Annotated in this window: 13 protein-coding genes; 1 reads left to right on the top strand and 12 read right to left on the bottom strand. The window is 63.0% G+C overall.

Features of this window, described 5'->3' with window-relative positions; genetic code table 11:
* Positions 1–33 precede the first annotated feature (33 nt).
* The 12 genes from ACSBPU_RS07730 to ACSBPU_RS07675 all read right to left on the bottom strand — a co-directional run bounded on the left by ACSBPU_RS07730 (position 34) and on the right by ACSBPU_RS07675 (position 11,601).
* Positions 34–906, bottom strand: coding sequence for an isocitrate lyase/PEP mutase family protein (locus tag ACSBPU_RS07730; RefSeq protein ID WP_442596971.1), 873 nt, complete (start codon positions 904–906; stop codon positions 34–36).
* Between the two features lie 64 nt (positions 907–970).
* Positions 971–1,669, bottom strand: coding sequence for an ABC transporter ATP-binding protein (locus tag ACSBPU_RS07725; protein ID WP_442596969.1), 699 nt, complete (start codon positions 1,667–1,669; stop codon positions 971–973).
* The gene (locus ACSBPU_RS07720; RefSeq protein WP_442598269.1) at positions 1,662–2,411 is read right to left on the bottom strand and encodes an ABC transporter ATP-binding protein; all 750 of its coding nucleotides are present in this window, start codon (positions 2,409–2,411) and stop codon (positions 1,662–1,664) included. Before ACSBPU_RS07720 ends, ACSBPU_RS07725 begins: the two co-directional genes overlap by 8 nt.
* Positions 2,411–3,394 (bottom strand): branched-chain amino acid ABC transporter permease, encoded by a 984-nt coding sequence (locus ACSBPU_RS07715; RefSeq protein WP_442596967.1) that lies wholly within the window; start codon positions 3,392–3,394, stop codon positions 2,411–2,413. Before ACSBPU_RS07715 ends, ACSBPU_RS07720 begins: the two co-directional genes overlap by 1 nt.
* Positions 3,391–4,263, bottom strand: coding sequence for a branched-chain amino acid ABC transporter permease (locus ACSBPU_RS07710; protein ID WP_442596965.1), 873 nt, complete (start codon positions 4,261–4,263; stop codon positions 3,391–3,393). The genes ACSBPU_RS07715 and ACSBPU_RS07710 overlap by 4 nt, the downstream gene beginning before the upstream one ends.
* A gap of 83 nt (positions 4,264–4,346) precedes the next feature.
* On the bottom strand, positions 4,347–5,564 hold the full coding sequence (locus ACSBPU_RS07705) for an ABC transporter substrate-binding protein (protein ID WP_442596963.1): 1,218 nt from the start codon (positions 5,562–5,564) through the stop codon (positions 4,347–4,349).
* 2 nt (positions 5,565–5,566) lie between these two features.
* Positions 5,567–6,988 carry an FAD-dependent oxidoreductase gene (locus ACSBPU_RS07700; protein WP_442596961.1) on the bottom strand — a complete coding sequence of 474 codons (1,422 nt, stop codon included), beginning with the start codon at positions 6,986–6,988 and terminating at the stop codon, positions 5,567–5,569.
* A gap of 21 nt (positions 6,989–7,009) precedes the next feature.
* Entirely contained in the window at positions 7,010–7,633 is a 624-nt protein-coding gene (gene leuD / locus ACSBPU_RS07695) for a 3-isopropylmalate dehydratase small subunit (protein WP_442596959.1), read from the bottom strand.
* Between the two features lie 4 nt (positions 7,634–7,637).
* A complete protein-coding gene (gene leuC, locus ACSBPU_RS07690; RefSeq protein ID WP_442596957.1) occupies positions 7,638–9,062 on the bottom strand; it encodes a 3-isopropylmalate dehydratase large subunit in 1,425 nt (474 codons plus the stop codon).
* Positions 9,055–9,993, bottom strand: coding sequence for a polysaccharide deacetylase family protein (locus tag ACSBPU_RS07685; RefSeq protein ID WP_442596955.1), 939 nt, complete (start codon positions 9,991–9,993; stop codon positions 9,055–9,057). Before ACSBPU_RS07685 ends, leuC begins: the two co-directional genes overlap by 8 nt.
* Before the next feature lie 4 nt (positions 9,994–9,997).
* Positions 9,998–10,915 (bottom strand): polysaccharide deacetylase family protein, encoded by a 918-nt coding sequence (locus tag ACSBPU_RS07680; RefSeq protein WP_442596953.1) that lies wholly within the window; start codon positions 10,913–10,915, stop codon positions 9,998–10,000.
* A 14-nt stretch (positions 10,916–10,929) separates the two neighbouring features.
* A complete protein-coding gene (locus ACSBPU_RS07675) occupies positions 10,930–11,601 on the bottom strand; it encodes an isochorismatase family protein (RefSeq protein WP_442596951.1) in 672 nt (223 codons plus the stop codon).
* Between the two features lie 116 nt (positions 11,602–11,717).
* Here ACSBPU_RS07675 and ACSBPU_RS07670 point away from each other — a divergent pair, with 116 nt between their 5' ends.
* Positions 11,718–12,536 carry a GntR family transcriptional regulator gene (locus tag ACSBPU_RS07670; protein WP_442596949.1) on the top strand — a complete coding sequence of 273 codons (819 nt, stop codon included), beginning with the start codon at positions 11,718–11,720 and terminating at the stop codon, positions 12,534–12,536.
* The last annotated feature ends 177 nt before the right edge of the window (positions 12,537–12,713 follow it).

Genomic DNA, 12,713 nt, shown 5'->3' with positions numbered 1-12,713 from the left:
TCCTGATTGGAAAGGATGGCGCAAAGGCACCGGCTACCGATCGCCGTCCGCGGCGGCGTAGCGCTCGCCAAGCTCAAGCAGGTCGGTCGTGCCGATGACATCGTTGAGCCCGTTGAAGTCGTACATGCGGTCCTTGAACGGCGCATTGGTCTCATGCGCCTTCAGCGAGGCGTAGTAGTCGACGGCCGTCCTGGCGATTGCGCGCACGATCCCGCCCGGAAAAATGATGATGCGAAAACCCAGCGTGCCAAGCTGGCCCGCGTCGTGCATGGGCGTATCGCCGCCTTCGACCATATTGGCCAGCAGCGGCAGGCGGGATCCGAGCCGCGAGGAGATGGTTTCCAGCTGGTCCCGCGTACGCGGCGCCTCGACGAACAGGACGTCGGCCCCCGCCTCGGCAAAGCGCTCGGCGCGCTCGAGCGCGCGGTCGAAACCCTCTACCGCGATCGCGTCGGTACGCGCGATGATCAGCGTCTCGTCGCTGGCCCTGGCATCGACGGCCGCCTTGATCTTTCCGACCATTTCCGCGCAGGAGATCAGGGATTTGCCACCAAGATGGCCGCAGCGCTTGGGCAGGCTCTGATCCTCGATCTGCAGGGCATTCGCTCCGGCCCGTTCGTACAGCCGGACTGTGCGCTGGACATTCAGCGCATTGCCATGGCCGTTGTCGGCATCGACGATCAGCGGCGTGTCGACGCGATCGCGGATCAAGCCGATCGTCTCGGAGATCTCGGTCATGGTGGTCAGCCCGATATCGGATCGGCCCAGGCGGGTGTAGGCGATCCCCGCACCCGACACGTACAGCGCCTTGAAACCGTGCTGTGTGGCAATCAACGCGGTCAACGGATCGTAGACTCCCGGCGCAAGTACAACCTCGCCGGCCTGCAAGCGTTTTTTCAACGACATTCATGAACTCCTTCAATTAATCGGCCCGCGGACCGCCTGGATGCGGCGCGGGCCGGACACTGCGCTACAGGCCCAGATAGGTGCGGCGCAGGTCCGGATTGTTGCGCACGGACTCGGCGTCGCCGGACAGCGCGATCTCGCCGTTCTCGATGATGTAGGCACGGCTCGCCAATTCGAGCGACTGCACCACGTTCTGCTCGACCAGCATGATGGGCAGGCCATCCTGGTTCAGCTTCTGGATCAGCGTGAACATCTCTTCCACCAGCAAGGGGGAAAGCCCCAATGAAGGTTCGTCCAGGATGAGGAACAAGGGCTCCGCCATGAGGCCTCGGCCGATGGCGAGCATCTGTTGCTCGCCGCCCGACAAGGTGCCGGCTTTCTGCGATATGCGTTCGCGCAGCCGCGGAAAGATGTCGAAGACGCGTTCGAGATTGCGTTTGCGATTCGCCTTGCCGCGCATATAGCAGCCCAGCTCCAGGTTCTCGAGAATGTCGAGATTGGGAAAGATCTTGCGACCTTCAGGGACATGGATCAGGCCCGACGCGACGATATCGCTGCTGGTCCTGGCGAGCGGGCTGCCATTGAAGCGAATGTCGCCCGCATTGGAGCGCATGATGCCCGACAGGACCATATTGAGCGTGGTCTTGCCCACGCCGTTGGATCCGAGCACGGCGACGATCTCGCCCTGGCCGACATGCATGTCGATGCCGCGCAGCACCTCGACCGCGCCATAGCCGGCCCGCAGGCCTGTGATTTCAAGCATGCTCTTTCTCCTTGTTCGCCGCCAGGCGCGCGGCCGCGCCATGCCCGAGATACGCCTCGATGACGCGTGGATGCCCCACCACGGAGGCCGGCGTCCCCTCGGCGATCATCTCGCCTTGCGAGAGCACATATACATAATCGCAAAGACTCACTACCGCCTGCATGACGTGCTCGATCATCAGAATGGTGACTCCGCCGTTCCGGATGCCTTGTATGACCGGGATGATGTCGCGGATCTCCGACGGATTCAGTCCGGCGAGCACCTCGTCGAGCAGCAGCAGCTGCGGTTCGGTCGCGAGCGCCCGGGCAAGTTCCAGCCGCTTCCGGCCCGCCACCGTCAGGCCCGAGGCGGGACGGTCGAGGTCTTTTTCGAGCCCCACCCGCCGCGCGACATCGCGCGCCAGCCGTTCGGCATCGGACCGGTCGGCGTGGCGAAGAAACGCACCCACGACGATGTTCTCAAGCGTGGACAGGCCGGCGAAGGGCTGCACGATCTGGAAAGTGCGGGCAATGCCCAGGCCCGCGCGTTGATGCGTAGGCAGGCCGGTGATGTCCTGACCCTTGTAGAAAATGGCGCCCTCGTTCGCTTTCAGGAAGCCCGATGCGACCGAGAAAAGCGTGGTCTTGCCCGCGCCGTTGGGGCCGATCAACCCGGTGATCGACCCTTCCTTGACTTGCAGCGAGGCGTTCTTGACCGCTGTCAGTCCGCCAAAGCGCATCGTTACATGCCGCACATCGAGCATCATGATTGTTTCTCCAGGACAGGCTCGGCCGCGGGCTTGCGCGCCGCGCGCCGGGGCAGCAGGCTGAGCAGGCCTTGCGGCAGGAAGCAAACGGCACCGATCAGCACGCAGCCATAGATGGCCAGGTCGATGCCCGGGATTTCACCGGTAAAGAGCTTGGCGCCCTCGCCCAGCAGATGCAGGGCGAACGTGCCCACCAGCGGGCCGAACACCGTGCCGAGTCCGCCCACCATCGATGCCAGCAGCACTTCGATGGAGATCTTGGGCCCGAAGACCAGAATCGGATCGATGTACAGGAAATACTGCACATAGAGGCAGCCCGCCGCCGCCGTCATCGCCGCGGAAATCGTGATGGCGCCCAGTTTGGTCCGGAGCACATCTATGCCCAGCGCGCGCGCCGCATCCTCGTTCTCGCGCACTGCGACCAGGCGGGCGCCGAAACGCGAGAGCGATATCCAGCGCATGAGCAGCAGGCCAACCGCCACCATGGCCAGCGCCACCCAGTAATAATGCGTCCGGTCGGAGAACTGGAAGTTTTCCGCGCCGAGGTTGATGGGCAGCAACCGGCCGGCCGCGCCGCCGGTGAAGGAAGCCGAGTTCGCCAGGACGCGCAAGACCTCGGCAAAAGCCAGGGTGACGAGCGCGAAGTAGGAGCCTCGCAGCCCCGCCCGGAAAGACAGAAAGCCGACGATCCAGCCGACCAGCGCGCCGGCGGCCACGGCTACGACAAAGCCGGTCCAGGCGCCCAGCCCGAGGTTGATCTGCCAGAGGCTGATCACATAGGCCCCCGTTCCGAAGAATGCCGCATGTCCGAAGGAGTTCTGGCCGGCCATGCCTCCCAGAAGATTCCAGCCCTGGGCGCCCAGCGTCACGATCAGCGTGTAGATGAGGAAATTGAGGACGACGTTGGAATTGGCCAGCAGCGGCGCAAGAGCCAGCAGCGCCACCACGATGAAGATGGAAAGGTAATGCTTGATTTTCATGCTTTCGCTCCGAAAAGGCCTGTCGGACGGAACAGGAGCACGATGATGAAGGTCAGGAAGATGCCGATCTGGCCCAGGCTTTCTCCCAGGAACAAGCCGCTGAGGCTCTCTACCACTCCGATGATGAGGCCGCCCACCATGGCGCCCACGATGGACCCCATGCCGCCCAGGACCACAACCGTAAAGGCAACGAGCACGAAGGCCCCGCCTATGCTGGGGTTGACGTAAAAAGTGGGCAGCAGCAGGCAGGCGGCGATGGCCAGGCAGGCAAAGCCGATGCCGAACGTCACTGCGTAGACATGCTTGACATTGATGCCCACCAGGCTGGCGCCAAGCTTCTCCTTGGACACGGCCCGGATGGCCTTGCCCGTGTCGCTGCGGGCAAGAAAGAACCACAGCAGCACGGCCGTCACGACCGATCCCGCCAAGCCGAATACGCGGGCCTGCGAGAAAATGAACGGCCCGATCTCGAAGACATTGAAGGAATAGTCGGTGCTGATGGAGCGGATGTCGGAACGGAAGATCGCCAGCAGCACGTTCTCTATGACGATGGCGATGCCCAGCGTGATCATCAGGATGTTTTCATCCTTGCCGTGGCTGCCGGGCCCGATGACGAAGCGCTGTATGGCGTAGCCGGCCACGAACAGCAAGGGCGTCAGGATCGGGATCTGCAAATAGGGATCGAGGCCGAAAGCCTGGTTCAGGGTCAGCACCCCGAACATCGCAGCCGCCAGCATGGCGCCGTGCGAGAAATTGATGATGTGCAGCACGCCGTAGACCAATGTCAGTCCCAGCGCGACCAAGGCGTAAACGGAGCCGGTCAGCATTCCATTCAATATCGCCTCGACAACAATATTCATCGAGTACATGAATCACTCTCTATGATGACGTTACAACGCAGCGCGGGCGGAGCGCGCTCACGCGCCCGCCTGGCTGATAAGGTGCCGACCGCTCAGGTCTTGAGCGGATAGTTGGCCTTCGCGTCGGAGAACTCCTCGGGGAAGATCACCTTGATGTCGCCCTTCTGGACTTGGGTCGACACCGGCGCGGCGCCGGTGTTCTGGCCATCGACGAACTTGGTGGGCCCGTACGGCATGACGTGGCCGTCGAAGGTCGAAGAGGCCAGCGCGGCGATGACGGCGTCATGCTCGATCGAGCCGGCGCGCTCGATGGCGTCCGCCAGCAGAAGGATGTCCGAATAGTTGATGGCGATGTTGTAGTTCCACCCCTTGCCCGCGGCCTCGACCTCTTTGCGCAGCTCTTGCGCGGCGGGTTTGCGCGGATCGTGCCAATGGTTGCAGTCCATGATGTTCTCGGCGGCCTCCGGGAATTCCCTGACGAAGCGAAGGTTGGAGGCAGCACCGTTCAGCACCGAGAAGATGCCTTTGGAGCGAACCCGCTGCTGTTGCAGGGTGCGCATCAGCAGCACCGTCTCGCCGTAGTAGGAAGATGGAATGATCAGGTCGGGCTTGAGCGAGCGGATGCGCAGCGCCACGTTGGACATGTCGCGCGCCGGCGTCGGGTGCGCAATGGAGTCCAGGATCTCGAAACCGTGCTTGGGCAGCTCGGTCGCCATCATCTTGGCCAGGCCCGAGCCGAACAAGCCGTCTTCATGCACAAGCACGATGGTCTTGGCGGGCTTGCCCGCCGCATCGTTGATCTTGATGAGGTTTTCAATGGCGGTCTTGGTGCAAAGCGAGAAGCCCGGGCTGAAGCGGAAGGTGTTTTTCAGGCCGCGCTGGATGATCTGGTCGGTGACGCCGACGTCGACGATATAGGGCAGGTTGTAGCGCGAAGCCGCCTGGCTGGCCGCCAGGCAGACGGGGCTGGCAAAGCCGCCGACGATGGCCGCGACGCCTTGCGCATTCAACTGTTCGACTTCCTGAACGGCGGCCTCCGGATTGGAACGCGCGTCGGCAAAGATCATTTCGAACTTGGCGCCCCCCAGCGCCTTGATGCCTCCCATGGCATTGACTTTGGCGATGCCCATCTCGGCGCCGGTGCGGCCGAATCCGCCGTCCATGGAGAATGCGCCTGTAACGGGCTGGAGAATGCCGATCTTGATGGCCGGCGGGGTCTGCGCGCGCAGAATTCCCGGCGCAGCCAGCACGGCGGCGCCCGCTGCGCCCGCCTTGATGAAATTGCGCCGATTGATAGAGGTACGTGTCATAGTCATTTTTTATTCCTCGAAGTTGAAATCAAGTGCTGCGTCGTTAAGAAAGAAAGTGCTGCAATGCGCCCCAGAACAACCGCCGACAGCAGACCGTTTCCGGAGAGGTAGCCAAATGCCGCCGGGCCGCAGAACCCGCGCGCCGCGCCGCCGCCGGCATACAGGTTCGGCAACGGCTGCCCGTCGGCCTTCAGCACGCGGGCGGAGCTGTCGATCGCCAGCCCGCCTTGCGTATGGAAAAGAGCGCCCGTCACCTTGGCGGCCCGATAAGGCGGCGCCAGGGGAATGTTGCCGGTGAAGTCGCGGCCGTACTCGTCGGCGGCTTGGCCGCGGACGCAGGCCTCGACACCGCGCAGCGTGCGCTCCAGCGCCGCCTGCGGCAGCCCCGTCACCGCAGCCAGCTCGGCCACGCTGCCCGCCTGGCGAACGCCGCCCATGGCGACGAGTTCCTTATAGTCCTGGAAAGCGAGCGCCGGTTCCTCGCAGCGGGCATCGTAGATATCCCAGGCCACTTTGCCCGGCTGGCGCAACACTTCCTGGGCGTGTTCGGAATAACCCTGCATTTCGTCGGCGAAACGCTCTCCGTTCTGATTGACCTGGATGCCGCCCAGGGTGATGACCGCCCAGGTAAGCAAGGACCCGTGCGGCGTGGAAACGGACCCATGCCCCTGATAGGCTCCCAGGTCGCGGGTCTGAGCGCCCAGCGCGACGCCCCAGTCGAGCGCATCGCCCGTATTCGAAGTGTGGCCGAAATACTCCGCCTCGGCCATCTCGGGAATGTACTGCCGCAGCTTGTCGGGATTACCGCCAAACCCATTGCAGGCGAGGATCACGGCATCACAACCCACGACCTCCATGGAGCCGTCGGGCCGGCGGAAACCCACGGCGGTAATCCGCCCTTGCCCATCGGCATACAGGTCTTCGGCCGATGCGCTGGTGATGATGTCGACGCCTGCCGATCCGGCGGCCGTGAGCAGCATGCCTTCCAGATCGGCGCCCGATTGCGAGTGCGGACCATGCATGCGCAGCTGCGAGTGCCCCGGATACCGGAACCCCTCCACAAGGTGCAGGTCGAGCTTCTGGACGTCGATCAGCCAATCCACCGTCGGCCCCGAGGCCTCGGCCACCGCCCGGACGACGACAGGATCGTTCTGCCCATGCGCCTTGGCCGAGATGTCGGCGGCGAATTGCGCGGCGCTGTCCTCGATGCCCTTCTCGCGCTGCAGCCGTGTGCCGGCGGCCGGAATGAGGCCGGCCGACAACGATGTGCTGCCTGTGGGGTGCTCGTCGCGTTCCAGCACCAGGACATCCACGCCCTGCTCGGCCAGGGACAAAGCCGCCGTCAGGCCGCAGGCGCCGGCGCCTATCACCACCACGGGTACGCTGAACTCGAACTTGGCCTGTTCTGCCGGTTTCACCGCCATCTTGTCATCCTCAATCTTGAATCAGGACATCCCGGGGACACGCGCCCACGGCATTTCCGAGTAATACCGCGCCTCGAACCGCTTGATTTCCTGTTCGTGGCTCAAGGTCAATTCCAGGTCGTCCACGCCCTTCAACAGGCAATCGCGCCAGAAAGGATCGATGGCGAAGTCGTGACGGCCGCCGCCCGGCAAGCTCACCGACAGGTTCTGGAGATCGACGGTGACCATGCGGTCATTGCTTTCGCGCAGCCGCGTTCGCAGCTCGTTGACGACCGCCTCGTCCAGGCGCACGGGCACGATGCCGTTCTTCAGGCAGTTGTTGTAAAAAATATCGCCGAAGCTGGGCGCGATGACCGCACGGATGCCGAAGTCGGCCAAGGCGTAGACCGCGGCTTCGCGGGACGATCCACAACCGAAATTCACGTCGGCCACAAGAATGGAGGCCTGCCGGAATGGCTCCCGATTGAGGATGAAATCCGCATGCTCGTTGCCATCCGCGTCGAAGCGCAGATCATGAAAGAAGATCCGCCCATAGCCTTTGCTTCGGTCGACCTTAAGGAAGCGTGCAGGGACGATCTGGTCGGTATCGATATTCCGGCCTTCCAGCGGCGCGGCAATACCGGTTTCACATATGAATGCCTGCATGCGGTCAGTCTCCCAATAGCTTTCTGACGTCGGTCAAGCGGCCGGTCACCGCTGCCGCCGCGGCCATGGCGGGGCTGACCAGATGAGTGCGCGCGCCCGGCCCCTGCCTTCCTACGAAGTTGCGGTTGGATGTCGATGCGCAGCGCTTGCCCGCAGGCACCACGTCGCCGTTCATGGCCGCGCACATGGAGCAGCCGGATTCCAGCCATTGCAGGCCGGCGTCAATGAAAATGCGGTCCAGGCCCTCGGCCTCGGCCGCCCTCCTGACCAGGCCCGAGCCCGGCACCACCATCCCGGGCACGACGGCCTTGCGTCCCTTGAGGACCGCCGCTGCCGCGCGCAGGTCTTCAAGCCGGCTGTTGGTACAGGAACCGATGAACACCGTATCAATGTCCACTTCGTCCAGCCTGGTGCCCGGCACCAGGCCCATGTATTCCTGCGCCGCGGCGGCCGCCGCCCGACGCTGCGGATCGGCGAACGACTGCGGATCGGGCACCGAAGCACTGATCGGCAAGGCGTCTTCCGGACTGGTTCCCCACGTCACCATGGGTTCGATGGCACTGCCGTCGAGCTCGATGTCCAGGTCGAACACCGCGCCGGCGTCGGTAGGCAGGCTGCGCCAATATGCCACCGCCTGGTCCCAGTCCTTCCCGCCGGGCGCATAGGGACGCCCCTTCAGGTAGTCGAAGGTGGTGTCGTCGGGCGCGACCATGCCGCAACGGGCACCGGCCTCGATGGACATGTTGCACACCGTCAAGCGCTCTTCGATGGACAGCGCCTCGATGACCGGACCGGCGTACTCGATGGCATAGCCGGTGGCGCCCGCCGAGCCGATGCGCCCGATGATCGCCAGGATGATGTCTTTGGCGCTCACCCCGGGCGCCCGCTTGCCGGTGACGCTGATGCGCATCACCTTGGGCCGGACCTGCCACAGGGTCTGGGTGGCCATCACGTGCGCATTCTCGGACTGCCCGATGCCGAAGGCGATGGCGCCCAGCGCGCCATGCGTCGACGTGTGGCTGTCGCTGCACACGACCGTAAGGCCTGGCAGGGTGATGCCCTGCTCCGGCCCCACCACGTGGACGATGCCCTGGCGCGGATCGGACAGCGGGAAGTTGTTGACGCCGCCCCAGCTCATGTTCTCGTCGAACTGATCGATCATGCGCGCGATCTCGGGGGTCGCGGCGCCGGCCGAACTGCGCGATCGGGTCGGCACATAGTGGTCGGGAATGCCGAATACCTGCTTCGGCGAGCGCACCGACAGGCCGCGGCGCCGCAAGTCCGCGAAGGCATGGAAAGAGCCTTCGTGGATGATGTCCCGATCGATGTACAGCAGCGACGGGCCATTTTCACGCGCAATGATTACATGCCGGTCCCAGATCTTGTCGAACATCGTCCTGGGGACGTTCCCGGTGTGCGGCTCAAGCATGCTCATTTTCTTGTCCCGCGACGTAAGCGGACAGGATGTCGGCGCCGCTGGCGGCCCAGACCCCGCTGTGCCCAAGGATATATTCGAGCACTTCGCGTACCTTGCCGATCCGGTAAGGCACGCCGCTGACCCAGGCGTGCAAAGGCAGGCTCATGACGCGCCCGCCGTACTCGGCGGATTCCCGGTACAGGACATCGAAGCGGTCCTTGATCTGCCGGGCCCATTCGTCTTCGGACTGGTGCAGTTCCAGCATCACCACGCGATCATCAGTCTCGTACGCCATGGGCATCGCATAATGCGTCCCACGTGCGGTCTTCATGGCGTAAGGCAGGTCGTCGTTGGCCCAATCGCAGGAATACGCCACGCCATTGGCCGCCAGCAGGTCGGGGGTATCGGCGGATTGGGCCCGCCCTGGCGACAGCCAGCCGGTGACTTCTTGCCCAGTGGCTTTACGCAGGGTTTCCAGGGCGCCACGGATGAGCGCGTCTTCTTCGTCGCGCGGCATGCCGGTGTAGTGGATGCTGTCCATGTCCTGGCCGTGTGCGATGATTTCCGCATCATGCTTCAGAAGCTCTTCGATCAGGCCGGGGTAGCGCTGCGCGATGATGGCATTCAAGGCGATCGAGGAAGGAAGCGTCAAGTCGTCCAGCACCTTGAGTATGCGAAAGATGCCGACCCGGTTTCCATAGTCGCGATTCGTGTAATGCCGGAAGTCGGGAAAAGGCATGGTCAATCCGCCCGGCGCACGGAAGGGCTTGCCTTTCATGTCCAGGGGAAACCATTGCAGTATGGGCGTCACCCAAAGGGCGATCCGCGCGCCGCCCGGCCACTGAACCGGCTTGCGCTCGAAAAGGTCCGACCAGGCATAGCGTTCGTGGTCCATGCCATGGCGACGCCAGGGATAGTTCAGGTAATCGTTGCTCAGGGACATGGTGCTATCCTCGTTTCGCGTCGTGGGCCGATATGGCGCTCGCCACCGCGTCATAGTGATGATCGATGTAATGCCTGGCGATCTCGCGCCCCGTGGCCAGCCAGACCTTGTCGTGGCCGGCGATGTGTGCAAGCGCCTCGGCAAAGGCGTCTATGCGATGAGGCTGGCCCACCAGGTAAGGATGCAGCGGCACGCACATGACGGTGCCCGACTCGGCGCCCTCGGCATAGAGCTGGTCGAACTGGCGCTTGATCATTTCGCCGTAATGGCGCGGCGTGTACTGATTCGTGTTGTAGACGATGGTGTCGTTCATTTCCAGCGAATACGGAATGCTGATCAGCTTGCCGCTGGCCACGTTGATGGGCGTGGGCTGGTCGTCGTGGAACAGGTCGCAGGTGTACAGCACGCCTTCTTCAGCCAGCAGGTCCATCGTCCAGGTGTTGTTGGACAGTGCCGGCGACAGCCAGCCGTCCAGCGTCTGGCCCGTCCATTTGGCGATGGTCTCGCGGGAATCCACGATGATCGCGCGCTCCTGTTCCGGCGTCATGCCGTAGGTGTAGCGCGTGTTGTAGATGCCATGCGAGAAGAATTCCCAGCCGCGGTCGGCGCAGGCCTTGATGATCTCGGGGTGGTGTTCGCACAAGGCGACGTTCAGCGATACGGAGCCGCGAAAACCGGTCTCGTCCATGGCCCGCATCATGCGCTGCCAGCCCGCGCGGTTGCCGTAGTCGCGGTGCGAATAACCCACCACGTCGGGGTTGGGCCGGGGCCAGGGAGCACGGATGGGGTTCGGCTCCGGGTTCATTTCGTAGAACTCGATGTTCGGCGCGATCCATACGGCGATCCGCGCGTCGCCGGGCCAGGTGATTTTCGGCCTGCCGCGATAGGGCAGATACCCGTAGAGCCCGGGATCGTTCGTCATGATGCGGCTCATGGTCAGACCCCCTTGTATTGCTTCAGGTGCGCGATCACCTCGGCGACCGGCACGACGTCGGCATACTTGATGGCCATGTCGTACAGGTTCGCAAAATGGGGCCCTTCATGCTTGTCGGCCACGCATTCCTCGGGAACGCTTACCCGATAGCCGCAGGACAAGGCATCGACGACCGTGGCCCGCACGCAACCCGACGTCGATCCGCCCGTCACGATGACACTGTCGCAACCGTGCCAGGTCATGAGCGAACGCAGATTGGTTTCAAAGAATGCCGACGCCATGCGCTTGTTGATGATGACGTCGCGCACATGATCGATGCGCAGACGGTCGTCGAATTCGGACCGGCGCGATCCCAGCTTGATGTTCTGCAGGGAGTCCGGCGTGTCGGTGCGCGTACCCCACACACCGCAATCTTCGCCCGACTCCATATAGCCCACGAAAGTCCAGACGACCGGCAGGCTGTTGGCGCGGAACAGGTCCGCCAGCTCGTTGACGTAGTCCAGCTGCTTGGGATCCGTTTCATAGGCGGTGATGAATTCGCCGACGTTGGTATAGGACTTTTGAAGATCGATATTCACCAGCACGGGCTTGCGGCCAAAACCGAATCGAGGACGAGTCGGCTTCTGTTTGATGCCTTCATACAATTCACGAGCCGACTTGCTGGACAGTTCCATGGTGATCTCCTGATTTTCTTTGCCGTAAAAGACCTAATGCTATATCATTAGACAAATCCGTCCATACTAGTACATACCCCTAGGGCCCTCCAACGCAACAAGGGAAGTGATGTGGAATGAAAAGAAAAGATAGAAACGCTGTCCATACCCTAGCGCATGGCGAATCGCCTTTGCCGCTCTATCACCGCCTGTACGTCATACTGAGGGAGCGCATCGTGAACGGCGACTACCGTGCCGGCCATGTCCTGCCCTCCGAGGCAGACCTCATGACCAGTTTCGGAGTCAGCCGCATCACCGTCAAGCGCGCGCTGGATGATCTGGCCGCGGAAGGCCTGGTCGAGCGCTCGCGCGGCCGGGGAACGACGGTTACCCAGGCGGGTGCGTCGATGCGCGTAGGCAGCCCAATTTCCGCCAGCATCGACGGGCTGCTGACGAGCCTGTCGGTGATCGGCCAGGGCACGTCGGTCGAAATCGACGCTTTCGAATACCAGCCCGCCAACCCTTACGTGGCGGAGCAGCTTCGCATTCCCGTCGGCACCGTGGTCCAGCGCGCTTCGCGGGTCCGCCACCTGAACAGCGAACCCTTCTCGCACTCGACCAGCTACGTGCTGGAAAGCATAGGACGCAGCTTCACGGCCGACGACATGCTCAACACGCCGCTTATCGACCTGATCCAGCGCTCGGTCACCATTGCGCAGGTGCAGCAGGCCATAACCTGCACGCTGGCCGACAATGTATCGGCCAGGCTGCTGAAAGTCAGCGTGGGCAGCCCCTTGCTGAAGCTGCGCCGGGTCTTCATCGATACGGATGGCCGGCCCGTCGACTTTGCCGAAATCCTTTACACGCCCGATCGCTTCGAATACAGAATGACCTGGTCGCGCAACGCCAACAACCAGCTCGAAGTGGATACGGAAAACACGGCGATTTCGCTTTGAAGGGTCGGATCCCGTACTGGCAAAAAGCTGGGGTCAGACCCCGTACGGGGTCTGACCCCTCAGTAGCGGAAATCGGGGGTCGGACCCGATACGGGTCTGACCCCTATGCTACTATCGGAAACGGCTCTTGCTATCTTGGGGTCAGACCCCATGCGGGGTCTGACCCCGAAGCAATCA

The sequence above is a fragment of the Parapusillimonas sp. JC17 genome (genome assembly GCF_052180245.1).
Taxonomy (GTDB): domain Bacteria; phylum Pseudomonadota; class Gammaproteobacteria; order Burkholderiales; family Burkholderiaceae_B; genus Parapusillimonas.
The sequence above is the reverse complement of the archived record's forward strand: the minus strand, read 5'-3'. Positions and strand labels throughout refer to the sequence as shown.

Coding starts and splice junctions, on each gene's coding strand:
- ACSBPU_RS07730 (WP_442596971.1), bottom strand. CDS start 906: ATGTCGTTGAAAAAACGCTTGCAGGCCGGCGAGGTTGTACTTGCGCCG.
- ACSBPU_RS07725 (WP_442596969.1), bottom strand. CDS start 1,669: ATGCTTGAAATCACAGGCCTGCGGGCCGGCTATGGCGCGGTCGAGGTG.
- ACSBPU_RS07720 (WP_442598269.1), bottom strand. CDS start 2,411: ATGCTCGATGTGCGGCATGTAACGATGCGCTTTGGCGGACTGACAGCG.
- ACSBPU_RS07715 (WP_442596967.1), bottom strand. CDS start 3,394: ATGAAAATCAAGCATTACCTTTCCATCTTCATCGTGGTGGCGCTGCTG.
- ACSBPU_RS07710 (WP_442596965.1), bottom strand. CDS start 4,263: ATGTACTCGATGAATATTGTTGTCGAGGCGATATTGAATGGAATGCTG.
- ACSBPU_RS07705 (WP_442596963.1), bottom strand. CDS start 5,564: ATGACACGTACCTCTATCAATCGGCGCAATTTCATCAAGGCGGGCGCA.
- ACSBPU_RS07700 (WP_442596961.1), bottom strand. CDS start 6,988: ATGGCGGTGAAACCGGCAGAACAGGCCAAGTTCGAGTTCAGCGTACCC.
- leuD (WP_442596959.1), bottom strand. CDS start 7,633: ATGCAGGCATTCATATGTGAAACCGGTATTGCCGCGCCGCTGGAAGGC.
- leuC (WP_442596957.1), bottom strand. CDS start 9,062: ATGCTTGAGCCGCACACCGGGAACGTCCCCAGGACGATGTTCGACAAG.
- ACSBPU_RS07685 (WP_442596955.1), bottom strand. CDS start 9,993: ATGTCCCTGAGCAACGATTACCTGAACTATCCCTGGCGTCGCCATGGC.
- ACSBPU_RS07680 (WP_442596953.1), bottom strand. CDS start 10,915: ATGACGAACGATCCCGGGCTCTACGGGTATCTGCCCTATCGCGGCAGG.
- ACSBPU_RS07675 (WP_442596951.1), bottom strand. CDS start 11,601: ATGGAACTGTCCAGCAAGTCGGCTCGTGAATTGTATGAAGGCATCAAA.
- ACSBPU_RS07670 (WP_442596949.1), top strand. CDS start 11,718: ATGAAAAGAAAAGATAGAAACGCTGTCCATACCCTAGCGCATGGCGAA.